This is a genomic window from Streptomyces sp. PsTaAH-137 (genome assembly GCF_003259365.1).
Taxonomy (GTDB): Bacteria; Actinomycetota; Actinomycetes; order Streptomycetales; family Streptomycetaceae; genus Streptomyces.
This window is the reverse complement of record NZ_QLLY01000004.1, coordinates 498,863-520,864: the sequence shown is the minus strand read 5'-3', so window position 1 is coordinate 520,864 and position 22,002 is coordinate 498,863. Positions and strand designations below refer to the sequence as shown.

General features: G+C 70.8%; 20 protein-coding genes, 1 tRNA gene and 1 pseudogene. 13 read left to right on the top strand and 9 right to left on the bottom strand.

All coding sequences use genetic code 11. The features are described from left to right. Nucleotides 1–258: 258 nt before the first annotated feature. Both serS and K377_RS11440 read left to right on the top strand, forming a co-directional pair. Nucleotides 259–1,542, top strand: a complete 1,284-nt coding sequence (serS, locus tag K377_RS11445) for a serine--tRNA ligase (RefSeq protein WP_111663117.1) — start codon at nt 259–261, stop codon at nt 1,540–1,542. 79 nt (nt 1,543–1,621) lie between these two features. Continuing rightward, on the top strand, nt 1,622–2,449 hold the full coding sequence (locus K377_RS11440; protein WP_111663116.1) for an HAD family hydrolase: 828 nt from the start codon (nt 1,622–1,624) through the stop codon (nt 2,447–2,449). Between the two features lie 42 nt (nt 2,450–2,491). Here the strand turns inward: K377_RS11440 and K377_RS11435 are convergent. From K377_RS11435 to K377_RS11410, 6 genes are all read right to left on the bottom strand, one after another. Beyond that, a tRNA-Ser gene (locus K377_RS11435) sits at nt 2,492–2,579 on the bottom strand. Nucleotides 2,580–2,843: 264 nt separating this feature from the next. Further along, the gene (locus K377_RS11430; protein WP_111663115.1) at nt 2,844–3,053 is read right to left on the bottom strand and encodes a hypothetical protein; all 210 of its coding nucleotides are present in this window, start codon (nt 3,051–3,053) and stop codon (nt 2,844–2,846) included. A gap of 204 nt (nt 3,054–3,257) precedes the next feature. Beyond that, the gene (locus K377_RS11425) at nt 3,258–3,977 is read right to left on the bottom strand and encodes an ABC transporter permease (RefSeq protein WP_111663114.1); all 720 of its coding nucleotides are present in this window, start codon (nt 3,975–3,977) and stop codon (nt 3,258–3,260) included. 20 nt (nt 3,978–3,997) lie between these two features. Beyond that, nucleotides 3,998–4,909, bottom strand: a complete 912-nt coding sequence (locus tag K377_RS11420) for an ABC transporter ATP-binding protein (protein WP_111663113.1) — start codon at nt 4,907–4,909, stop codon at nt 3,998–4,000. Next, on the bottom strand, nt 4,906–5,793 hold the full coding sequence (locus tag K377_RS11415) for an ABC transporter permease subunit (protein WP_111663112.1): 888 nt from the start codon (nt 5,791–5,793) through the stop codon (nt 4,906–4,908). The genes K377_RS11420 and K377_RS11415 overlap by 4 nt, the downstream gene beginning before the upstream one ends. After that, complete coding sequence (locus tag K377_RS11410; RefSeq protein ID WP_258395018.1) at nt 5,783–6,805, bottom strand: ABC transporter ATP-binding protein; 1,023 nt, start codon at nt 6,803–6,805, stop codon at nt 5,783–5,785. The genes K377_RS11415 and K377_RS11410 overlap by 11 nt, the downstream gene beginning before the upstream one ends. Nucleotides 6,806–7,107: 302 nt before the next feature. Between K377_RS11410 and K377_RS11405 the strand changes: the two genes are divergently transcribed. From K377_RS11405 to K377_RS11380, 6 genes are all read left to right on the top strand, one after another. Further along, the gene (locus K377_RS11405) at nt 7,108–7,953 is read left to right on the top strand and encodes a M24 family metallopeptidase (protein ID WP_111663110.1); all 846 of its coding nucleotides are present in this window, start codon (nt 7,108–7,110) and stop codon (nt 7,951–7,953) included. Further along, on the top strand, nt 7,953–9,734 hold the full coding sequence (locus K377_RS11400) for an SDR family oxidoreductase (RefSeq protein WP_181512532.1): 1,782 nt from the start codon (nt 7,953–7,955) through the stop codon (nt 9,732–9,734). The genes K377_RS11405 and K377_RS11400 overlap by 1 nt, the downstream gene beginning before the upstream one ends. After that, on the top strand, nt 9,731–10,651 hold the full coding sequence (locus tag K377_RS11395; RefSeq protein ID WP_111663109.1) for a metal-dependent hydrolase: 921 nt from the start codon (nt 9,731–9,733) through the stop codon (nt 10,649–10,651). The genes K377_RS11400 and K377_RS11395 overlap by 4 nt, the downstream gene beginning before the upstream one ends. A gap of 51 nt (nt 10,652–10,702) precedes the next feature. Further along, on the top strand, nt 10,703–11,629 hold the full coding sequence (locus K377_RS11390) for a MerR family transcriptional regulator (RefSeq protein WP_111663108.1): 927 nt from the start codon (nt 10,703–10,705) through the stop codon (nt 11,627–11,629). A gap of 148 nt (nt 11,630–11,777) precedes the next feature. Next, nucleotides 11,778–12,317 (top strand): RNA 2'-phosphotransferase, encoded by a 540-nt coding sequence (locus tag K377_RS11385; protein WP_111663107.1) that lies wholly within the window; start codon nt 11,778–11,780, stop codon nt 12,315–12,317. A 44-nt stretch (nt 12,318–12,361) separates the two neighbouring features. After that, on the top strand, nt 12,362–12,832 hold the full coding sequence (locus tag K377_RS11380) for a hypothetical protein (protein ID WP_111663106.1): 471 nt from the start codon (nt 12,362–12,364) through the stop codon (nt 12,830–12,832). A 67-nt stretch (nt 12,833–12,899) separates the two neighbouring features. Here K377_RS11380 and K377_RS11375 read toward each other — a convergent pair whose 3' ends face one another. After that, nucleotides 12,900–13,802 carry an LLM class flavin-dependent oxidoreductase gene (locus K377_RS11375; protein WP_111663105.1) on the bottom strand — a complete coding sequence of 301 codons (903 nt, stop codon included), beginning with the start codon at nt 13,800–13,802 and terminating at the stop codon, nt 12,900–12,902. Between the two features lie 261 nt (nt 13,803–14,063). On the opposite strand from K377_RS11375, the gene K377_RS11370 reads away from it, so the two are divergent. The 5 genes and pseudogenes from K377_RS11370 to K377_RS11350 all read left to right on the top strand — a co-directional run bounded on the left by K377_RS11370 (nt 14,064) and on the right by K377_RS11350 (nt 18,878). Continuing rightward, entirely contained in the window at nt 14,064–14,474 is a 411-nt protein-coding gene (locus K377_RS11370) for a hypothetical protein (RefSeq protein ID WP_258395012.1), read from the top strand. Nucleotides 14,475–14,569: 95 nt separating this feature from the next. After that, a complete protein-coding gene (locus K377_RS11365) occupies nt 14,570–15,244 on the top strand; it encodes an ABC transporter ATP-binding protein (protein ID WP_111663103.1) in 675 nt (224 codons plus the stop codon). Between the two features lie 83 nt (nt 15,245–15,327). Then, nucleotides 15,328–17,568 (top strand): FtsX-like permease family protein, encoded by a 2,241-nt coding sequence (locus K377_RS11360; RefSeq protein WP_237551501.1) that lies wholly within the window; start codon nt 15,328–15,330, stop codon nt 17,566–17,568. 24 nt (nt 17,569–17,592) lie between these two features. Next, nucleotides 17,593–17,889: pseudogene (locus K377_RS11355) on the top strand (LLM class flavin-dependent oxidoreductase); the annotation flags it as partial. Between the two features lie 89 nt (nt 17,890–17,978). Then, on the top strand, nt 17,979–18,878 hold the full coding sequence (locus tag K377_RS11350; protein ID WP_111663101.1) for a Cof-type HAD-IIB family hydrolase: 900 nt from the start codon (nt 17,979–17,981) through the stop codon (nt 18,876–18,878). A gap of 168 nt (nt 18,879–19,046) precedes the next feature. Here K377_RS11350 and K377_RS11345 read toward each other — a convergent pair whose 3' ends face one another. After that, the gene (locus K377_RS11345; RefSeq protein ID WP_111663100.1) at nt 19,047–20,099 is read right to left on the bottom strand and encodes a M23 family metallopeptidase; all 1,053 of its coding nucleotides are present in this window, start codon (nt 20,097–20,099) and stop codon (nt 19,047–19,049) included. A gap of 155 nt (nt 20,100–20,254) precedes the next feature. Further along, nucleotides 20,255–22,000, bottom strand: coding sequence for a GAF domain-containing protein (locus K377_RS11340; protein ID WP_111663099.1), 1,746 nt, complete (start codon nt 21,998–22,000; stop codon nt 20,255–20,257). Nucleotides 22,001–22,002: the final 2 nt, after the last annotated feature.

The window sequence follows — 22,002 nt, the reverse complement described above, 5'->3', positions numbered from 1 at the left end:
CTTTCTCACAGCCTGTGGATAACCTCTTGAGCCTGTGCGTTTCTGTGGACAACGGGAGTCCAAGTCCCCGTCCACGCAAGGGAGTCGAGTCAAGGCGCCGAGACCGATCTGCCTCTTTCCAGGGAATACGGGCGTTTCCCTTGACCCGCCCCACGGGCCGACCTTCCGCGCACAATTCACATTCCGGCAAATAGGGCATAAAGCAACGCACCGGATATCGGGTCGTGGCCCGGATCCGCGCACCGGTAGCCTGGAGGGGTGATTGACCTTCGCCTGCTCCGTGAGGACCCCGACCGTGTTCGCGCCTCCCAGCGCGCCCGTGGAGAGGACGTCGCGCTCGTCGACTCCGTCCTGTCCGCCGACGAGCGGCGCAGGTCGTCCGGGCTCCGCTTCGACGAACTCCGCAACGAGCAGAAGACGCTCGGCAAGCTGATCCCCAAGGCCTCCCCCGAGGAGCGCCAGGAGCTGCTGAAGAAGACCGGCGAGCTGTCCGCCGCCGTGAAGGCGGCCGAGGCCGAGCAGCGCGAGGCCGAGGAGGAGTCGCAGCGACTCGCCCTCCAGCTGGGGAACATCGTGCACCCCGACGTCCCGCGCGGCGGCGAGGAGGACTTCGTCGTCCTGGAGACGCACGGCACGATCCGCGACTTCGGCGCCGAGGGCTTCGAGCCCAAGGACCACCTGGAGCTCGGCGAGGCGCTCGGCGCCATCGACGTCGAGCGCGGCGCGAAGGTCTCGGGCTCGCGCTTCTACTACCTCACCGGCGTCGGCGCCCTGCTCGAGCTGGCGCTGGTCAACGCGGCGATCGCCCAGGCCACCGAGGCCGGCTTCACGCCGATGCTGACCCCCGCCCTGGTGCGCCCGCGCGCCATGGAGGGCACCGGCTTCCTCGGCCAGGCCGCGGAGAACGTGTACCACCTGGAGAAGGACGACTACTACCTGGTCGGCACCTCCGAGGTCCCGCTCGCCGCGTACCACATGGACGAGATCGTCGAGGCGAACCAGCTGCCGCTGCGCTACGCCGGCTTCTCGCCCTGCTTCCGCCGCGAGGCGGGCACGTACGGCAAGGACACCCGCGGCATCTTCCGCGTGCACCAGTTCGACAAGGTCGAGATGTTCTCGTACGTCCACCCGGACGACGCGGAGAACGAGCACCAGCGTCTCCTGGAGTGGGAGAAGCAGTGGCTGACCGGCCTGGAGCTGCCGTTCCAGGTGATCGACGTCGCCACCGGTGACCTCGGCTCCTCGGCCTCGCGCAAGTTCGACTGCGAGGCGTGGATCCCGACCCAGGGCAAGTACCGCGAGCTGACCTCGGCCTCGAACTGCGACGGTTTCCAGGCGCGCCGCCTGTCCATCCGGATGCGCGACGACCGCGACGGCAAGAAGGTGGTGCAGCCGCTGTCGACGCTGAACGGCACGCTCTGCGCTGTCCCGCGCACCATCGTGGCGATCCTGGAGAACCACCAGCAGGCCGACGGCTCGGTGCGCGTCCCGGAGGTGCTCCGGCCGTACCTTGGGGGACGCACCACCCTGGACCCCAAGTAAGAGCAGTCCTCGGCGGACCGCGGCAGTCGGCGGCGGTCCGTACGTCTGCACCTCTGTACAGCCTGGAGCCGAACGTCACGTGAGCCAGCCCGCTCCCTCCGCCCCCGCCTTCCCGTACCAGCTCGTCGCGACGGACCTCGACGGAACGCTCCTGCGGCCCGACGAGACCGTCTCCGAGCGCACGCGTGAGGCGCTCGTCGCGGCCACCGCGGCGGGTGCCGCGCACATCGTCGTGACCGGCAGGGCCGTGCCCTGGACCCGCCACATCCTCGACGACCTCGGCTACGACGGACTCGCGGTGTGCGGCCAGGGCGCGCAGGTGTACCACGCGGGGGAGCACCGGCTGCTCACCTCCGTGACGCTCGACCGGCAGCTGGCGGGCCTCGCGCTCTCCAAGATCGAGGCGGAGCTCGGCCCGCTGGCGCTCGCCGCGAGCCGGGACGGGCTGGAGGGCGAGGTCATCGTCGGCCCCGGCTACGAGGTGGGCGAGGGGCATCTGCCGGCCGTCCCGTTCACGGACGTCTCCGAGCTGTGGGCCGCGCCACTGAACAAGGTGTACGTGCAGCACCCGGGCCTCACCGACGACGAGCTCGCGGAGGTCGCGCGGGCCACGGCCGGTGATCTGGTGGGCGTCACGATGGCGGGCGAGGGCATCGTGGAGCTGCTTCCGCTGGGCCTGTCCAAGGCCACGGGCCTGTCACTCGCGGCCCGTCGGCTCGGTGTGAAGGCGGCGGGCACCATCGCGTTCGGCGACATGCCCAACGACATCCCGATGTTTGGCTGGGCCGCCCACGGCGTCGCCATGGCCAACGCCCACGCCCAGCTCAAGGCCGTCGCCGACGAGGTGACGACGTCGAACGCCGAGGACGGCATCGCGGTGGTGCTGGAACGGTTGCTGGTGGGCTGAGACCCGCTGCTCGCGGGCCTGACCCTCGTACGGTTCAGCAGGCGGAGGATGCGCGGATCGAACGCGCGCGGGGCTACCGACCCCGACGACGGCTTAGCAAGCCGCTGCCTTACCACTCGGCCAATCCTCCGGGTGGGCGGCCCACGCGCCGCGAAGGGCACGTGCTCGAAGCGGCCGCCCCGGGCAGCGCCCCCAGGGCGGGGCTCCACGGAGTGCAGTGACTACTCCGGAGCACGCCTCGGGCTGCCCTGTCGGGAGCTCGACGGACTACTGACCAACATCGTCGCGCTCCTCTCCCGGTGGATGGACGCCGGTGTTTGAGCGGAACCGGCGTGGTGACACAACTACTGTGCCCCGGCGCGGAGTTCACCGCCACCGAATTAATCGCCGGTGATCATCGACGGCGCCATTTCCTGCGCCGCGCCTTGCTGAAGAACCATCCGGCGGGCGGCTCGTCGGACCGCCACGGCTGCGGCTCGGGAGCTTCCCTGCTCCACCGGGCCGTGAGCATGCGGGCCCGCGCGGACGGCTCGGCCGTCTCCGCGTCGCGTATGAAGTCGGCATCCAGGACCACGTCGTCCCAGGCGTCGTGCTCCGCGGCCATGGCGGGTCCTCCTCGGGTGTCGTATCGGCGTGAGGTGTGCGGGCGGGTACGCACGGGTGCGGACAGGTGCATATCGGGCAGTGCGCCCTCCCACCAGTGTGCGGGTGGGAGGGTCAAATCCACATCAAGACCGACACCACGGCCGACCACCGGCCGACGACCCGCCGACGCACCGGCCGACGTCGAGGCCGTGCCGGGCCGGGGCTACTCCTCCCCCGCCAGCTTCAGCGACCGCAGCTTCTGCCCGGCGTACCAGGTCGCCAGGACGGTCACGGCCACCAGCAGCACCGTCGCGAGCGGCAGGCCGACGTCCGAGGTGACGAGGTCGCCGCCGGTCACCTTGTGGGCCACGGCGAGGGACCACTGCTGGACGCTGAGCGTGCGCGCCCCGGCGACCAGCGAGCCGAACAGCGCCTCCCAGACGAGGGCGTAGACGAGGCCGAAGACGACCGCGTGCCGGGTGACCGTGCCGAGCAGCAGGAAGATCGCGGCGTACGCGATCGAGGCCACCAGGGCGGCGACTGTGTAGGCGACGGCGATCTGCTGCCCGTTCCCGTTCAGGATCAGGCCCGCGATCAGCGTCGGGACGGCCGAGAACACCATGGTCACGGCAATGGCGACGATGAGCTTGGTGAAGATGATCGTGGGCCGCTTGACCGGCTTGGCCAGCAGATAGACGACCGATCCGTCGTCGATCTCGGGGCCGATCGCGCCGGTGCCCGCGATGACACCGATCAGCGGCACCATCGTGGCGAGCGCGAACCCGCCGAGCACGTCGGCGGCGGTCTGGTCGTCGGCTCCGGTCAGCCCGCGGACCAGTCCGGAGATCACGATGAGCAGCAGCGGCAGCGCGAAGAGGATGAGGGCCCGGCGGCGGCCGAGCAGAGCCCGGTAGGTGAGCCGGGCGACAGTGGGGTCGTACATCAGGGCCTCCTGTGCCGTGACTAGGCCGCGACCAGATAAGAGAAGACGGACTCGAGGGACTCGTCGGACGGCGAGACGGTGAGCAGGCGGATGCCGTGCTCGCGTGCGAGCTTCGGCAGCAGTGTCGTGAACCGGCCGAAGTCGACGGCCTGGATCCGCAGCGCGCCTTCCTTCAGGTCGACCTCGATGCCGGCCGTCGACGGGTCCGCGATCAGCGCGGCGGCGAGGGCCCGGTCGTCGCTGGAGCGGATCAGATAGCGGTGCGGCCGGTCGGTCATCAGCCGGCGGATCTTGCGGAAGTCGCCGCTGGCCGCGTGCCGTCCGGCGACGATCACCTCGATGTGGGAGGCCAACTGCTCGACCTCTTCGAGGATGTGCGAGGAGAACAGCACCGTGCGGCCCTCGTCGCCCATGCGCCGCAGCAGGTCCATCAACTGCATGCGCTGGCGCGGATCCATGCCGTTGAACGGCTCGTCCAGGAGCAGCACCGACGGGTCGTGGACGAGCGCGGAGGCCATCTTCACGCGCTGCCGCATGCCCTTGGAGTACGTCGAGATCTTGCGGTCCTGCGCGTACTCCATCTCGACCGTGGCGAGCGCCGCTTGCGCCTCCTTCTTGCCGAGGCCGTGCAACTCGGCGTTGGCCACGACGAATTCGCCGCCCGTGAGGAAGTCGTACATCCCCTCACGCTCGGGGACGATGCCGATGTGGCGGTAGATCTGCTCGTTGCGCCAGATCGGCTGTCCGTCGAGCGTCACCGTGCCGTTCGACGGGGCGAGGAAGCCGCCCATCATGTTGATCAGCGTGGACTTTCCCGCGCCGTTCGGACCGAGGAGGCCGGTGACGCCGGGGCCGATGGTCATCGTCACGTCGTTGACGGCGACGACGTTCCCGAACCACCGGGAGACGTGCTCGATTTCGATGGCGGTCACAGTCCGACCTTCCGGTAGCGGCGCATCAGCAGGCCGTAGGAGCCGGCGATGAGTCCGAGGACGACGAGCAGATAGACCACGCCCTGGCCGGCGGAGGGGCCGTGCACTCCCGGGAAGGCGGACGTGGCGCCCAGGAAGGCGGTCTGTACGCCGTCGATGAGGGTGATCGGGGAGAAGAGGCCCAGCCAGGACACCGCGCCGCCGTTGTCCTGCGCTTCGGCGATGGCCTGGACGGTGGAGACCGCTCCGTAGGAGATGGTCAGCACGGCGATGACAGCGGCGATGCCGAAGCCGCGGCGCGGGGTGACGGCGGAGACGACCAGGCCGATCCCGGCGAAGAGCAGCGACAGCAGCAGCACGGACACCAGTCCCTGGCCGAATCCCTTGGTCTGCTCGGTGAAGTCCAGCTTGGCGAGCAGAGCGCCTACGTAGAGGACGATCAGCGGCGCCGCCGTGAGGATGAACAGGGCCGACGCCATGGCCGCGTACTTCGCGGCCACGTAGTCGACGCGCTCGATGGGGCGCGAGAAGTAGAGCGGGACCGTCTTGAAGCGCAGGTCGCGGGAGACGGCCTGGGGTGCCTGCGAGGCGACGTAGAGGCCGATGACCGCCTGGAGGACGATCGCGTAGCGGGTGTAGTCGAGCGGGAGGTCCTTCGCCTTGGTGGCGACGGCGACCGCGACCATGATCAGCGCGGGGACGCACATCACGACGAAGAGCAGCATCGGCAGCACCTTCGACTTGGCCGAGCGGCCCAGTCCGTACGCGCCGCGCAGGCTCTGCGAGAAGAGCGAGCGGCGGGCGTAGGAGCGGCCCAGGCGCGGGCCGTCGTAGTGGCGGTAGCCGATGTTGTGGATCTGCGTGCTCAAGGGCTCAACGCTCATCGCGTGCGCCTCCCGTCTGCTGTGCGGCGGTGGCGGCCCAGGCCGCGGCGCGCTCGGTGAGAGGCTCCTCGGCCGCGGGCTGCTCGGCCGTGGGCCGGAAGACCTCCGCGATGTGGTGCCTGCGCTGCTCCATGCGTACGAGCCCGAGGCCGAGGTCGGCGACGACGTCGCGCACGATGTCGTACGTCTCGTCGCCCTGCGCGGTGATGAGCACCGTGTGGCCGGCGCCGGGCAGTTCGCCGCCGGTGGTCGTCTCGATGCCGCGCAGGGCGAAGGCCTCGCGCATCGCGGCCGTGCCGTCCGGGTGTTCGTCGCTGTCGGTGACCTCGATGGCGAGCGTCGCCGTGGACTGGGTGAAGTCCGTGGTGGAGCTCGAGCGCAGCAGCTTGCCGCCGTCGATGACGACGACGTGGTCGCAGGTGCGCTCCAGCTCGCCGAGCAGGTGCGAGGTGACGAGCACCGAGATGCCGAAGTCGCTGTGCACCCGGCGGATCAGGTCGAGCATGTCGTCGCGGCCGACCGGGTCCAGGCCGTTCGTCGGCTCGTCCAGGAAGACCAGCTGCGGGTCGTGGACGAGGGCCTGGGCCAGCTTCACCCGCTGCTTCATGCCCGTCGAGTAGCCGCCGATGGGGCGGTAGCGCTCCTCGTAGAGGCCGACGTGGCGCAGGGTGTCCGCCGTGCGCTCGCGGGCCGCGGTCGGTGGCAGGCCGGACATGCGCGCCATGTGGACGACGAACTCGGTGGCCGAGACGTCGGGCGGCAGGCAGTCGTGCTCCGGCATGTATCCGACCCGCTCGCGGATCTCGGCGCCCTTGGTGGCGACGTCGAGCCCGAGCACCTCGGCACGGCCCTCCGTCGCCGGAGACAGACCCAGCAGGATCTTGATCATGGTGGACTTGCCGGCTCCATTGGCACCCACGAGCCCGGTCACTCCGGGCCCGATGTCCATGGTCAGCCGGTCAAGCGCGGTCACCCGTGGGAACCGCTTGCTCAGGCTTTCGGTCGCGATCACAGTCACGTCATCGAAGGTAGTGGCGCACGCCACACGACGCGTCAGACCAGGGTGTCGACCTCGTATGAGACCTGAGTATTACGGGTCCGTAGGGGTCATCCCCGAGTAGCCCCTCGGGCTCAGGGTGTTCCCCGGCGGCGGGGACCGCGCCTGTCCACAACCGGCAGGTAATCCACAGATCCGCGCAGGCCCCTTGACGTCGCCGTCAGCCATTGTCACATTCATCAGTGTCAAGTTACGAGCGCGTACGGCGACGGCCCCGGCACCGGGTCCGGGCGGCCGTGACACGGACGGACGGTGGCATGACCTCAGCAGTGGTACTGCCTGAACTCTCCGCGGAGCTGCGGGGGTTCAGGGAAGTGCAGACGCTCGCGTACGAGTGCGCGGAAGCGGTCGCGGCGCAGCTGAAGCCAGGGGTGACCGAGCGCGAGGCCGCGCGGATGCAGCGGGAGTGGCTGCGCGAGCGCGGGGTGCGGGACTGGTTCCATCTGCCCTTCGCCTGGTTCGGGGACCGCACGGCGTTCGCGAACTTCCGGGTACCGCTGCAGTTCTTCCCCACGAACCGCCGGCTGGAGGCGGGGATGCCGTTCATCCTCGACATGGCCCCGGTCTTCAAGGGATACACGGCGGACATCGGCTACTCGGGCTGTCTCGGGCTCAATCCCCTGCACGACAAGCTGCTCGCCGACCTGGAGGCGCACCGCGAGCTGATCCTGCGCGAGGTGCGCGAGCGGCGCCCGCTGCGCGAGATCTACGAGAGCGTCGACCGGCTGATGGTGCGCCAGGGCTATGCGAACCGGCACCGGGCCTATCCGTTCGGCGTGATCGCGCACAAGGTCGACCGGGTCAGGGAGCGCCGTCTCAACCCGACGCTCTTCGGCTTCGGCACCCAGTCGCTGAAGGGTCTGGCGAGCGACGCGCTGCACGGGCACCGGGACGGCTGGTCGCCGCTGTGGTCGCCGTACCGGTTCTCCGACCATCCGCCGCAGCCCGGCCTGTGGGCGGTGGAACCCCACCTCGGATTCCGGGGCACGGGCGCCAAGTTCGAGGAGATCCTCGTGGTCACGGACTCCGCGGACCCCCAGGAGAGCGCTTTTTGGCTGGACGACGATCTGCCGCACGTGCGGCGCTGGGCGGAGGGCATCTGATGACGGACCTGACGACGATCCACGGAGCGCGCGAGCGCGTCGTGCACACGGGCGGCGTCGAGCTGTGCGTCGTGGAGCTGGGCGACACGGCGCGGCCGACCGTCGTGCTCGTCCACGGCTACCCCGACTCCAAGGAGGTCTGGTCGGAGGTCGCCACGCGCCTCGCGGACCGCTTCCACGTGGTGCTCTACGACGTCCGGGGCCACGGACGCTCCACCGCGCCGAAGCCGCTGCGCGGCGGGTTCACCCTGGAGAAGCTGACCGACGACTTCGTGGCGGTCATCGACGCGGTGAGCCCGGACCGGCCGGTCCACGTGGTGGGCCACGACTGGGGTTCGGTGCAGTCCTGGGAGTTCGTCACGGTCCGCCGCACCGAGGGCCGGATCGCGTCCTTCACCTCGATGTCGGGCCCATCCCTCGACCACTTCGGACACTGGATCAAGCAGCGGGTGAAGCGGCCCACGCCGCGCAAGGTGGGCCAGTTGCTCGGACAGGGCGCCAAGTCCTGGTACGTGTACATGCTGCACACGCCCGTCCTGCCGGAGCTGGCCTGGCGCGGGCCGCTCGGCAAGCGCTGGCCGAAGATCCTGGAGCGCGTGGAGCGGATCCCGGCCGGTGACTATCCGACGGCGTCGCTGCCCTCGGACGCCGCGCACGGCGCCTGGCTCTACCGGGACAACGTCCGGGCCCGGCTCGCCCACCCGCGAGAGGACGCGTACGCGCACGCGCCCGTGCAGCTCATCACGCCGCTCGGGGACGCCTTCCTGTCGCCGAAGCTGTACGACCGGCTGGAGCTGTGGGCGCCGCGGCTGACGCGCCGCACCATCCCGGCCAAGCACTGGGTGCCGCGCACCCGGCCCGACCAGCTCACCGCCTGGATCGGCGAGTTCGTCACCGCGACCGAGGAGCTGGCCGACGGGGTGCCTGCGCAGCAGAAGGTGGCCGACGGCAAGTACGCGGACCGGTTCGGCGGTCAGCTCGTGCTCGTCACCGGGGCGGGCAGCGGCATCGGGCGGGCCACCGCGTTCGCGTTCGCCGAGGCCGGCGCCCGCCTGATCGCCGTCGACCGGGACGCCGAGAGCGCCACCCGCACCGCCGAGATGGCCCGGCTCATCGGCGCCCCCGAGGCCTGGGCGGAGACCGTCGACGTCTCCGACGAGCAGGCCATGGAGAAGCTCGCGGAGAAGGTCGCCGCGGAGTACGGCGTGGTGGACGTCCTGGTGAACAACGCGGGGATCGGCCTGTCCGGCTCCTTCTTCGACACCACCCCCGAGGACTGGAAGAAGGTCCTCGACGTGAATCTGTGGGGGGTCATCCACGGCTGCCGGCTGTTCGGCAAACAGATGGCCGAGCGCGGGCAGGGCGGCCACATCGTGAACACCGCGTCCGCGGCCGCGTACCAGCCCTCGAAGGCCCTGCCCGCCTACTCCACCTCCAAGGCCGCGGTGTTGATGCTCAGCGAGTGCCTGCGCGCGGAGCTGGCCGGACAGGGCATCGGCGTCTCCGCGATCTGCCCCGGCCTGGTGAACACGAACATCACGTCGACGGCCCGGTTCGTCGGCGCCGACAGCGCGGAGGAGGAGCGCCGGCAGAAGAAGTCCTCGCGGCTGTACGGTCTGCGCAACTACCCGCCGGAGAAGGTCGCCGACGCGATCCTCGCCGCCGTCGCGCACAACAAGGCGGTCGTCCCGGTCACCCCCGAGGCCCGCGGCGCCCATCTCATGTCGCGCTTCACGCCCAGGGCCCTGCGCGCCGTCGCCCGGCTGGAGCCCCCGCTGTGAGCACGGCGGCGGAGCACCCGGGGCACCACACGATCACCCCGCGCCGTGTCTCCTTCGGCTGGGAGGCGACGCCCCTGCACTGGATACCGGACGAGCCGACGGCCACCCATGTCATCAACGTGCTGCATCTGTTGCTGCCCGCGGGCGAGCGCTGGTTCGTGAAGGTCTTCAAGGAGGGTCTGCCCCTGGTCCGGGACCCGGCGCTCCTCCAGGACGTGAAGGGGTTCATGGGGCAGGAGGCGACCCACAGCGTCCAGCACGCGCACGTACTGGACCACTTGGCGGCCCAGAAGCTGGAGACGGCGGACTACACCAAGTACGTCGACTTCCTCTTCGAGCGGCTGCTCGGCGAGCGGCCACCGCTGGGGCTGCCGATACCGGAGCGGGAGTGGCTGCGTCACCGGCTCGCGGTCGTCGCGGCGATCGAGCAGTTCACGGCGGTCCTGGGCGACTGGGTGCTGCACGCCGAGGCACTCGACCGCGCGGGCTGCGACGCGATCATGCTCGACCTGCTGCGCTGGCACGGCGCGGAGGAGGTCGAGCACCGCTCGGTCGCCTTCGACATGTACCAGCACTGCGGCGGCACGGGCCTTCCGCGTTACGCCCGCCGGGTCGCCGCCATGGCCGTCACCGCGCCGGTGATGCTCTACCTGTGGGGCTGGGGCGCCGCCTATCTGATCCGCCACGACCCGCAGCTCGCCGGCCGCCTGCGCTACTCGCTCGCGGAGCACAACCGGGCGGCGCGCAGGGGCCTGTTGCCCGCATGGCGCGACTTGGGTGCGGCGATACCCCGCTATCTGCGCCGGTCGTACCATCCCTCGCAGGAGGGTTCGCTGCGCAAGGCCGTCGAGTATCTGGCCGTCTCACCCGCGGCCAGGGCCGCGGCCGGAGCGATCGGCCGTTCGGCGATCGCGTGAGCGGACCGGGACCTTCCGCCGAGTGACCGGTACGACCGAGGGACGTGGGGTGTGACGGAGCGAGCGGGGCAGCCGGCCGCCGAGTACCGGATCGAGGACCTGGCCCACCACAGCGGCGCCACGGTCCGCACGATCCGCGCCTATCAGGACCGCGGCCTGCTGCCGCGCCCCGAGCGTCGCGGCCGGGCCAATGTGTACACGGACACGCATCTGGCCCGGCTGCGCCAGATCGCCGATCTCCTCGACCGGGGATACACGCTGGCCTCCATCAAGGAACTCCTGGAGGCGTGGGACGCCGGCCGGGGCCTCGGCGGGGTCCTCGGTCTGGTCGCCGAGGTCGACAAGCCGTGGACGGACGAGCGGGCGGGCCGCATCACCCGGGCCGAGCTCGACGAGCGTTTCGGCGGCGATCCCGACGAGGCCGCGGTGCGCGACGCGATCGAACTCGGGGTGCTGGAGCGCGTACCGGACAAGGACGACGAGTTCCTCGTCCCGAGCCCTCAAGAGCTCGCGGTGGCCGTCGAGTTGTACGCGGCGGGTGTGCCGCTCTCCGCGATCTCCAACCATCTGCGGGAGTTGAGGGGTCAGGTCGAACATATAGCGGCGCGTTTCCTGGAGTTCACCACCGAGCACGTGTTCGCGCGCTATCTCGGTCCACAGCCACCGACGGACGCCGAGGCCGCCGAGGCCGCTGCCCTGGTCCGCAGGCTCCGGCCGCTCGCTCAGCAGTCGGTGGATGCCGAACTGGCCCGGGCCATGCGGTTGTTCGCGACCCGTCATCTGCACCATCACTTGTCCGCAGGACCGGTCGCCCCGCCCGCCGACGAGCCGCAGTCCGTCGCCGTACCAGCGGAGACAATGCGCGCCGTGAGTGCGCTGGTTGGGGCCGAGAACGTCTCGGCGTTCGTCGCGGCTGCCGCCCAACGCGAGGTACAAGCACGGACATTGGACGCATTGACGACAAGTCACAACAAGTAGCGCTTAATTACTCAAGTGCCGTGTACCGCATGCCAGTTGTCCACAGATTCGTCAATTCCCCTGTGGATAACTGGACTTGCTTGTGGATCAAACATGCGAGCCAAAAAATCCGGAGGAGTTTTCACGGACCGTCCGGCACCCTGACGCCATGGACGAACAACGCACGGTGAAGGTGTCGAAGTACCTCTCGAAACACCTGCGCCACCAGCCCGAGCGCCTCAGCCTCGCTCCCGACGAGGCGGGCTGGGTGGAGATCGACGACCTGCTCGCCGCCACCGCCGCACACCGGTTCCGGATCACCCGCGCCGAGCTGGACCACGTCGTCGCCACGAACGACAAGCGGCGCTTCACGATCGACGGCACCCGGATCCGCGCCAACCAGGGCCACACCATCGACGTCGACCTGGGACTCGCGCCGGCCGAACCGCCCGCGTACCTGTACCACGGCACCGTCGCCCGTTTCCTCGACGCGATCCGCGCCGAGGGCCTGCGCCCCATGGACCGGCACGACGTGCACCTGTCGGCGGACCGCGAGACCGCGACCCGCGTCGGCGCCCGGCGCGGCCGCCCGGTCGTACTGCCGGTGGACGCGGGCGCGATGCACCGCGACGGCCACGTCTTCCGGCTGAGTGCCAACGGCGTCTGGCTCACCGCCGCCGTACCCCCGCGCTACCTGCGCTTCTCCTGAGGCCCGGGCCCACGCCCGTACCCGCTGAGGCATCATCAACAGGTATGGACCACAGGCACGCTTCCTCGTATCCCCACCTGCCCACCACGGAGACGGCCGTCGCAGCCCTGCGCGAGGTCGCCCGTGAGTTCAACCTGGAGATCGAGGTCACGCACGACATCGGCGCCGACCAGACCTCCCGCCGCAGCCACGCCGGCCTGGGCGTCACCACCGACCCCGACGGCTCCCTGCCCCACGAGGCCCACGTGGAACTGGGCGGCACACCCCGCATCGACGTCCGGCTCTTCCCCGAGGACGACGCGCTGATCACGGTCGAGGGCGTCGAGTTCCACGACATCCCGCGCGACGAGGTCCCGGCCTTCCTGCGCTCCTGCTACACCGACCTCGCCCACGTCCGCGGCAAACGCTTCCCGCCCGGCTACCGCCTCATCGTGCCACTCCCCGGCGACCGCACGTACAAGGAGTACCTGCCGATGATCGGGCTCACTCGGTGGTTGAGCGGGCGGGTGCGCTGAGGAGGCCCGCCCGGTTGAGCGCCGGGGTTGCCCGAACCGGCTGAGGTGCCCCGGCTTCAGTCAGCGTTCAGCGGAGTTGGGCCGCGGCCTCGACGGCGATCTTCTCGAAGACGGCCTGGTCGGCCGCGAAATCCGAGTCGGGGATGGGCCAGTGCACCACGAGCTCGGTGATGCCCAGCTCGGCATAGCGGCCGGCGAAGTCCACGAAGGCGTCGACGGACTCCAGCGGGCTCGTGCGGTCCGGGGTGAAGCCGGTGAGCATGATCTTGTCGAGCTCGTCCGGGTTGCGATCGAGCTCGGTGCACGCGGCCGTGAGCCGGTCGATCTGGCCGCGCACGGCCTGGACCGACTGCTCGGGCGTGCCGTTCTCGAAGAGCTTCGGATCCCCCGTCGTCACCCACGCCTGTCCGTGCCGGGCGGCGAGACGCATCCCGCGCGGGCCGGTGGCGGCCACCGCGAACGGCAGCCGCGGACGCTGGACGCAGCCGGGAACGTTGCGCGCCTCGACCGCCGTGTAGTGGTCGCCCGCCCAGGACACGGCGTCCTCGGTCAGCAGCCGGTCGAGCAGAGGTACGAACTCACCGAAGCGGTCGGCCCGCTCACGCGGCGTCCACAGTTCCTGGCCGAGTGCCGTCGCGTCGAATCCGGTGCCGCCGGCGCCGATCCCCAGGGTGATCCGCCCGCCTGAGACGTCGTCGAGGGAGATCAGTTCCTTGGCGAGCGTGACCGGGTGCCGGAAGTTCGGAGACGTGACGAGCGTGCCCAGACGCAGCCGCTCGGTCGCGGTCGCCGCGGCGGTCAGGGTGGGGAGCGCCCCGAACCAAGGCCCGTCCCGGAACGTGCGCCAGGACAGGTGATCGTAGGTGTAGGCGGCGTGGAACCCCAGCTCCTCAGCGGACCGCCACTTCGCACGGCCTCCCTCGTGCCATCGGTCGACGGGGAGGATGACGGTGCTGAGACGAAGTTCCATGAGGCCGAGCCTACGGTGCTGAGCAACGGCCCACCGGCGCAGGTGCCGGACGACCCGCCTCGGGCAGCGGCCCCTCCGCGGCAATCAACAGATCCTTTTCGCCCTGCTCGAAAAGGCCCATGACCTCCCGTTCAGCGGGGCGCGTCATCGATCCTCCCTGGTTCACCGGATGGGAGGAATCAAGATCCCAACTATGGGCCCTTCGGAGTCAAATCGATACTCTCCGTTACATCTGGTCGGGCGGTCACACATGGAGGAAGCGTGCGAAAACTGGCAACAGCGACGGTCGCCACTGCCTTGTTCATCGGAGGAATGGGAACCGCGTTCGCCGGAGCCTGGCATTCCATCCCCAAGCTGGACACCAGCGGCGCGGCGTTCACCAGGGGCACCTACACGTGGGAACCCCGCGGACAGAACCACGGCGCCTTCCACCTCAGAGGAGACCTGTCCGACACGTCGAAAAGCGACGGCAACAACGTCTACGCGCAGGCAAAGGTCGAGGGCTACTCCTGGAATCGCTTCAACGGCAAGCAAGGAAAGACCGTCCCGCTCGACAAGGTCGTCTATGACGGGGCCGCGCAACTCACCAAGGACGCCTGGGTCCGGATGTGTCGCGACAGAGGCTCGACCCATCCGGACAACTGCTCTGTGACCAAGCACTACCAGAGGTAGCGGCACGGACGGTGTGGTGGGGCCGGACGGCAGTCGGGCCCCACCGCCGGGTCAGGGCCGCGGGGCCGTCGAGACACGGAGAGGTACCGGTCACCATGAAAGCCATCCTTCGCGCGACGCGTGTGGAGCTGTGTTACGGCTCGCACAGAGCCGTGAGCGGAGTGGACTTCGCGCTGAGTCCCGGAGAGGTCTGCGCGATCATGGGCAGCAGTGGCTCGGGGAAGTCGTCGCTGCTCCACTGTCTGGCCGGGATCGTGGCACCGACCCGTGGTGAGGTCTCCTTCGACGGCGTGCCGCTCCAGCGACTCGGTGACGACGAGCTGAGCACCGTACGCAGAGAACGGTTCGGGTTCGTCTTCCAGTACGGAGAGCTGCTACCGGAGCTGACCGTGGTGGAGAACGCGGCGCTACCGCTCCGCCTGGCCGGTCGGCGCAAGGGGCAGGCGCACGAGGAGGCCGGGAAAATTCTCGACCGCCTGGGTCTCGCGGAGTTGCGGCAGCGCAGAACGTCACAGATCTCAGGGGGCCAGAGTCAGCGGGTCGCCGTGGCCCGGGCTCTTGTGCACCGGCCCGACGTGGTCTTCGCGGACGAGCCGACCGGCGCCCTCGACAGCGCCAACGCCGATGCCGTGCTGGAGGAGTTCCTGGCATTGGCGCGGTCCCAGGGCACCGCCGTGATCATGGTGACGCACGATGCCTCGGTGGCTGCCCGCGCGGACAGCCGGTACACGATGGCCGACGGTGCCCTGGCCAGGCGGGCCGTGGTGTGACGGCGCGGTCCGGCACCACGCTCCTGATCGGGCTGCGACTTCTGCGCGGGACCGGCCGCAGAGGGCAGGCCCGCTTTCTCCTGATGTCTCTCGGCTGCGCGATGGGCGTCGCCTGTCTCGCCGCGGTGCTGACCATCCCCGCGATCCTGGCGGCGCACGACAGCCGGGCCGCGGCGCGCGCACCGCAGCCGGTGACGGGCGTTCCGCATGCTCGGTCCGCCGAGGACACCGTCTTTCTGACGCGCCAGGACCCCTACGGTTCGCAGCCGTTCACCCGGGTCTTCGTCAGTCACCCGGCAGGCGGCCGTGCGGCCCACCCACCCGGCATCGTGCGCCTGCCGAAGGCCGGCGAGGTGCTCGTCTCCCCACGGCTGCGCGCGATCCTGGCCGAACAGCCCGACCTCGCCGGCCTCCTCCCCGGCCGGATCACCGGAACCATCGGCCCCGAAGGTCTCACCGGCCCCGACGAGCTGTATGCCTATCTGGGCCGCGCACCCGGCCAACTGCCCTCCTCGGCACGCCCGCTGGCGGGCTTCGGATCCGAATGGGCCCCGACTCCCGCTGTGGACTCCTCCACCCTGGACATCCTGCGCTTCGCCCTGGGCTGTCTGGTGCTGCTGCCGCTGGCCGTGTTCCTGTCCGTGTGCGCCAGGCTCTCCGCCGAGAGCAGAGCACGCCGACTGGCCGCACTGCGCCTGCTCGGGCTGAGCGTGAAGGACACCTTGCGGATCAACGCCGTGGAGACAGTGGCCGCCGCCCTCCTCGGCGCGCTCCTCGGCGTCGGCGTGTACGCACTGGCCAACGAGTTGCTGGCCCAGGTCGGCCTGCCGGGACTTCAGTGGTACCCACCCGACGGGCGGCCGTCCGTCTCCACCCTCACCGTGTGTCTGGTCGTCTGCCCCGGAATGGCCTGGTTCGTCGGGCGCCACCGTGCCCGTGAGGCCGCACTCAGTCCACTGCGGGTGCGCCGGGGCGTCCAGCCCGGTCCCCCGAAGAAGTACGGGATGCTGCTGCTCCTGCCGGGGCTCGGTGTCATCTGCGGCTACTGCGCGCTCGGGGCCCTCGGCCGGGATCCCTCCGACGGACCGGCCGGCGCGGTGCTCGTCCCCGTCGGTGTCCTGCTCACGGGGGCCGGCCTCGTCCTCGCGCTCGGACCGGCGACGGCCTGGCTCGCCCGCAGGCTCGCCGGCACCACTCAGTCGCTTCCGCTTGCCCTGGCCATGCGCCGAAACGAAGTCGAGCCGGGGAGTTCCCTGCGCGTGGTCACCGGCCTCGTCCTCCTCGTCTACGCCACGTCCCTCGCCCAGGGCGTCCTCGTCGAACTCGCCCACGTCAGCCGCCCCACCGCGCCCACCCAGGAATACGCTCTTCCCTTCAGCGATCTGAGCGAGAGTCAGCGCGACCGCATGCGTCAGGTCGACGGTGTCCGGTCGCAGGCCCTCGCCATGGACTCCTGGATTCCGACGGCGAGCTCCACCACGCCCCGTATCACCGCGGTGGTCGCCGACTGCGGCCAGCTCGCGGCGTTCACCGCGGTGCCGCCCCGGGGGTGCGTGGACGGCAGGATCCAACGCCTGACCGACTCCGACATGGCCGAAGACCTCGCTGCCCGGCCCGGCCGCACGTACCCGTTCCTCCTGCGCGCGGACGGCGGGCAAGAGTCGACCACGGGGAGGACAGAGAAGTTCCGCGTCACGGTTCCACGTGAAACCCTCGCCATCAGAGCGCGTCAGCCCTCGGCCTTCGCCGGCGCGGACGTCCTCGTCCCACCCTCCCTGCTCCCGGAGGGGCAGCGACCCGCGACAGGGCAGTTCCTCTTGATGTCGCGTTCCACCCCGGACACCGTGCGTACGGTGCTCGACGGCCTCGGCGCCATCGCTCCCACCGCGGAGATCGAGGCCGTGGGCGTCAACATCGATTCCCTGCAGCAGATCACCGTGGTCAAAAGTCTTCTCGCGGCGGGCATCGTCCTCGGCCTCGCCATCGGTGTCGCCGCCTTCGCCGTGTCCGCCGCCGACCGCGCCATGGAGAACCGCGGCAGGCTCGCCACGCTCAATCTCCTCGGCGCCCGCCCCCTGACGGTTCGCATGTCCCAGTGCATCCAGGTCCTGCTGCCGCTCACCGTCGGCCTCGTCGGAGCCTTGGTGGCCGGTCGTCTCGCCGAGTCCAGTTACCTGATCACCGGAGGCGGAACCGTCCACTGGGACAGCGACGGCCTCCCTCTCCTCACGGCCTGCACCGCCGGAATCCTGCTCACGGCGGCGCTGGCCTCGCTTCCTCTCACCCATCGCCACGTCGAACTCGAACACATTCGGCGCGACTGACCCGGCGTCGCAGACCGCGGGAAGGGCACGCCCCAAGAATCGATTCAGGCCATTCGTGGACAGCTGGGCAAGCTCGGTGCCGCCTGTGACGCCATCGGGCGGGACGTGGCCGAACTCGGCAAGGTGCTGCTCACCGGGTTCACCCCGGACCGGGCCCGGCCGCTGGAGTCCGTCGAGGCGTTCGTGGACTTCGCCGGGCACCACGGTGAGCTGGGCTTCACCGAGCTCGTCGTGCACTGGCCGATCCCGGAGACGCCGTTCGCCGCCGGCCTGAAGACCTTCGAGCGGATCGCCACCGAGGCGCTCGCCCAGCTCGGCTGAAACCGATGCCGTCACGCCGTGGGTCCGGCGGGGCCCGTGGGCCGGCAGGGTACTCATCTGCGCGACCCGCCGCACGGCCGTGCGCGCATATGCGCGACGATGGGGCGGTGACCTCATCGACTCCAGGGCCCCGGATCCCGGCCCCCACCGCGCCCCGGCTGATCGCCACGGACCTCGACGGCACGCTGCTGCGCGACGACAAGAGCGTCTCCCCGCGGACGGTCGCCGCGCTCGCCGCCGCCGAGGAGGCCGGGATCGAGGTCTTCTTCGTGACCGGCCGCCCGGCCCGGTGGATGGACGTCGTCAGCGACCATGTGCACGGCCACGGCCTGGCGATCTGCGGCAACGGCGCGGCCGTCGTGGATCTGCACGGCGGCCCCGGGCAGCATCGTTTCGTCAAGATCCGCGAGCTGGCCGTCCCGGACGCCCTGGAGGTCGTACGGATCCTGCGTGCGGCGGCGCCGGGCACCTCGTTCGCGGTCGAGCGGACCGGTGGACTGCACCACGAGCCGACGTATCCGCCGCTGCACGTGGAGCCGGGGGAGAGCGTCGCGCCTGCGGAGAAGCTGCTCGGTGAGCAGTCCACGGACTCGGACGTCGCCGATCAGCCGGTGCTCAAGCTGCTCGCGTACCACCCCGAGCTCGGCCCGGACGCGTTCCTGACGCTGGCCCGCACCGCGGTCGGCGATCTGGCGGCCGTGACCCGTTCCAGCCCGAGCGCCCTGCTGGAGATCAGCGCCCGCACCGTCTCCAAGGCGAGCACGCTCGAACTGTGCTGCCGCGAGCGCGGGATCTCACCGGCGGAGGTCGTCGCGTTCGGTGACATGCCCAACGACATGGAGATGCTGGCCTGGGCGGGCACCTCCTACGCGATGGGCAACGCGCACCCCGACGTGCTCACCGCCGCGACAGGCGTGACGGACACCAACAACGAGGACGGCGTCGCCCGCGTCATCGAGCAGCTGCTGGCCGCCCGCGCCACGGCCTGACGCCCTCTCCGGCGAACCACCTCGCAGGGCCACGCCACGGCCTGACGTCCCCTGCGGCGAGCCACCTCGTACGGCCGCGCCACGGTCTGACCCCCTCGTCGGCGAGCCACCCCACAGGGCCGTGCCACGGCCTGCCCACCCTTTGGCGAGCCACCTCACCGGGCCGCGCTACAGCCTGACCCCCCGCTCGGCGAACCACTTCACGGGGTCGATCCCCGACCCCAGATACGGCGTGAGCCGCACCTCGAAGTGCAGGTGCGGCCCCGTCGAGTTGCCCGTGGTGCCGGCCTGCCCGATCCACTGGCCCGCCGCGACCTTCTCGCCCTGGTCGACGGCGGCCGCCGCCAGATGCGCGTACTGCGTGTAGTAGCCGCCGGGATGGCGCACGACGACCTCGATGCCGAAGCCGCCGCCGCACGACACGCTGACCACCTTCCCGGCCCCGGCGGCCCGCACCGGCGTGCCGATGCCGACCGCGAAGTCCTGCCCGGTGTGCCGGTGCGCCCAGTGCGCACCCGCGCTGTCGAAGCCCGCGGACAGCTGGTACGACGCCACCGGGGGCAGCCACGCGCGCGTGGTGCGAAATTTCGGCTGGTGCAGGCGCACGGCACCGCGACACCGCCCCGCCGAAGCCGATACGTCGGCCTCGCTCTGCAACTGAGCGCGGGCCGTCTCCAGCTTGGTCCCGATGCTCTCCTTGAGACGCGCGAGCCGCACGTTGCGCGCCTCAAGGGAGTGCCACGCGGCCGTCGCCGTACGCTGCCCCGCCGCGAGACGTCGCTCGGCCCGCTGGCTCCGCTCCACGGCGTTGTTCACCGCCAGGTCGGCCTGCAGCACCGCACGTTGACCGTGCATCAGCTCCGCGGGACGGTCGCTGAGCAGCATCTGCGCCGTGAGCGGGATGTCGCCGCCGCTGCGGTACTGGGCGCGGGCGATCCGGCCGAGGTCGTCGTGGAGCGCGGCGATCTCGCGTCGCTCTCGCGCGAGCAGCCGTTCCAGCTTCCGTGCCCGCGACTGCTGGATGGCCGCCGCCCGGCGCCCCTCCTCGTAGTGCTGCGACGCCGCTGACGCCTGCTCAAGAAGGCGTGCCACCTCGGCACTCGGCTCCGGGCCCTCCCCGTCCTCGGAGAGGGCGGGCGTGCCGCCCAGGGCGACGAGCGCGCACATCAACAGCGCCGGCACGAGGAGTGAGCGGCTGGAGCGGCGGGGTCCTGGACGCATGTCCCGGATCGTCACCCGCCACGCGCGCGGCCTCTCGCAGGACTGGTACGGGCGGGGCACGCGGTGCCCCGGACGGCGCAGAAACGTACCGCCAACTCAGGTACCGCCACCTCGGGACGTCCGCGCCCGAACCTCAGAACATCCGCCCCCTAACCTCAGTACGGCGCCTGCCACACCACCGTCGTCCCGCCCCCGTCGTCCCCGATGCCGGGCCCGTACCAACTGTCGCCGCCCAGCGACTCCGCACGCCGCTTGAGGTTCTTCAGGCCGCTGCGCCGGCCGCCCTCGGGGATGCCCACCCCGTCGTCGGCGACCGTCAGCCGCACTCCCTGCTGCCCGTCCGGCAGGATCATGCCGGAGTCCACGACGACGTCGATGTGGTCGGCCTGCGCGTGCCGGAAAGCGTTCGACAGGGCCTCCCTGAGGGCGGCGATGAGGTTCTTGCCGGTGAGTTCGCCGACGACCGTGTCGACCGGGCCGAGGAAGCGGTGCGAGGGCTTGAAGCCCAGCGGCACGGCGGCCATGTTGATCTCCCGCAGCACCCGCGTGCGCAGCCCGGACGGAGCCTCGGCGGGCCCCTGCTGGAGCGCGAAGATGGCGGTGCGGATCTCCTGGATGGTGGTGTCGAGTTCGTCGACGGACTTGCCGATCCCGGCCTGCACCTCGGGCACGACGGAGCGGCGCTGGGCGGTCTCCAGCATCATCCCTGTGGCGAAGAGCCGCTGGATGACGAGGTCGTGCAGGTCGCGCGCGATCCGGTCGCGGTCCTCGAAGACGGCGAGCCGCTCCCGGTCGCGCTGCGCCTCGGCCATCATCAGCGCGAGCGCGGCCTGCGAGGCGAACTGGGTGGCGAGCGTGCGCTCCGCCTCGGTGAACGGCCGTCCCCCACGCGCGCGGGGCGTCACGAGCGTCCCGAGCACGCGGCCGTCGCTCTGCAACGGCAGCATCATGGCCGGTCCGAAACCGCTCGCGAAGCGGGTCATCACACGCGGGTCGCCCGCCGCGTCGTCGATGAACACCGCCTGCCCGTCGAGGAGCGCGGCGACGATCTCGCTCTCCGGCGGCACGACCACGCCGAGCATGGCGCTCGGCTCGTCGGAGGCGACGGCGACGATCTCCATGCCGCCCTCCTCGGCGGGCAGCAGCACGATCCCGGCGGCCGAGTCGGACAGCTGGCGGGCCTGTTCGGCCACCACCTGGAGGGCGTCCTCCGCGTCGCCCCCGGAGAGCAGCTCGGTGGTCACGGCCACCGATCCGTCGATCCACCGCTCGCGCTGCCGGGCCGCCTCGTACAGGCGTGCGTTGCCGATGGCGATGCCCGCCTCCGTGGCGAGCACCCGGACCATGTTCAGGTCGTCGTCGTTGAACTCGCCGCCACCGTGCTTCTCCGTGAGGTACAGGTTTCCGAAGATCTCTCCCTGTACGCGGATGGGGACGCCCAGGAAGGTCCGCATCGGCGGATGGTGCGCGGGGAATCCGCACGAGCGCGGGTCGTCCGAGAGGTCGGCGAGGCGCACCGGCCGGGGCTCGCGGATGAGCGCGCCGAGCAGCCCCTTGTGCCCGTCGGGCAGGTGCCCGATGCGCGCGGCGGTCTCCTGGTCGACGCCGTGGTAGACGAAGTCGGAGAGCATGTCGCCGTCCTCGGAGACGACGCCGATCGCCGCGTACGTGGCGTCCGCGAGCTCGGCCGCCGTCTCGCAGATCCGGTCCAGGGTGGTGTGCAGTTCCAGGCCGGTCCCCACGGAGCGCATGGCTTCGAGGAGCTGCGGCACGCGCGCGGTCAGCTCGGTCGACAGACCTTGCAGACTGCGGGTGGCCAGAGCCGCCGCCTCCGCGGAATCCGGGTCGGAGGCGGAGTCGGCGTCGGTGCGGGGCGCGGCGGGGTCCGGGGGTGCTGCCATGA

What these genes read in the sequence shown, in the direction of transcription:
- K377_RS11385 (WP_111663107.1), top strand. Translation starts at nt 11,778, where the DNA reads ATGGACGAACAACGCACGGTGAAGGTGTCGAAGTACCTCTCGAAACAC.
- K377_RS11345 (WP_111663100.1), bottom strand. Translation starts at nt 20,099, where the DNA reads ATGCGTCCAGGACCCCGCCGCTCCAGCCGCTCACTCCTCGTGCCGGCG.
- K377_RS11430 (WP_111663115.1), bottom strand. Translation starts at nt 3,053, where the DNA reads ATGGCCGCGGAGCACGACGCCTGGGACGACGTGGTCCTGGATGCCGAC.
- K377_RS11365 (WP_111663103.1), top strand. Translation starts at nt 14,570, where the DNA reads ATGAAAGCCATCCTTCGCGCGACGCGTGTGGAGCTGTGTTACGGCTCG.
- K377_RS11375 (WP_111663105.1), bottom strand. Translation starts at nt 13,802, where the DNA reads ATGGAACTTCGTCTCAGCACCGTCATCCTCCCCGTCGACCGATGGCAC.
- K377_RS11415 (WP_111663112.1), bottom strand. Translation starts at nt 5,793, where the DNA reads ATGAGCGTTGAGCCCTTGAGCACGCAGATCCACAACATCGGCTACCGC.
- K377_RS11405 (WP_111663110.1), top strand. Translation starts at nt 7,108, where the DNA reads ATGACCTCAGCAGTGGTACTGCCTGAACTCTCCGCGGAGCTGCGGGGG.
- K377_RS11425 (WP_111663114.1), bottom strand. Translation starts at nt 3,977, where the DNA reads ATGTACGACCCCACTGTCGCCCGGCTCACCTACCGGGCTCTGCTCGGC.
- K377_RS11380 (WP_111663106.1), top strand. Translation starts at nt 12,362, where the DNA reads ATGGACCACAGGCACGCTTCCTCGTATCCCCACCTGCCCACCACGGAG.
- K377_RS11400 (WP_181512532.1), top strand. Translation starts at nt 7,953, where the DNA reads ATGACGGACCTGACGACGATCCACGGAGCGCGCGAGCGCGTCGTGCAC.
- K377_RS11350 (WP_111663101.1), top strand. Translation starts at nt 17,979, where the DNA reads ATGCGCGACGATGGGGCGGTGACCTCATCGACTCCAGGGCCCCGGATC.
- K377_RS11340 (WP_111663099.1), bottom strand. Translation starts at nt 22,000, where the DNA reads ATGGCAGCACCCCCGGACCCCGCCGCGCCCCGCACCGACGCCGACTCC.
- K377_RS11360 (WP_237551501.1), top strand. Translation starts at nt 15,328, where the DNA reads ATGTCTCTCGGCTGCGCGATGGGCGTCGCCTGTCTCGCCGCGGTGCTG.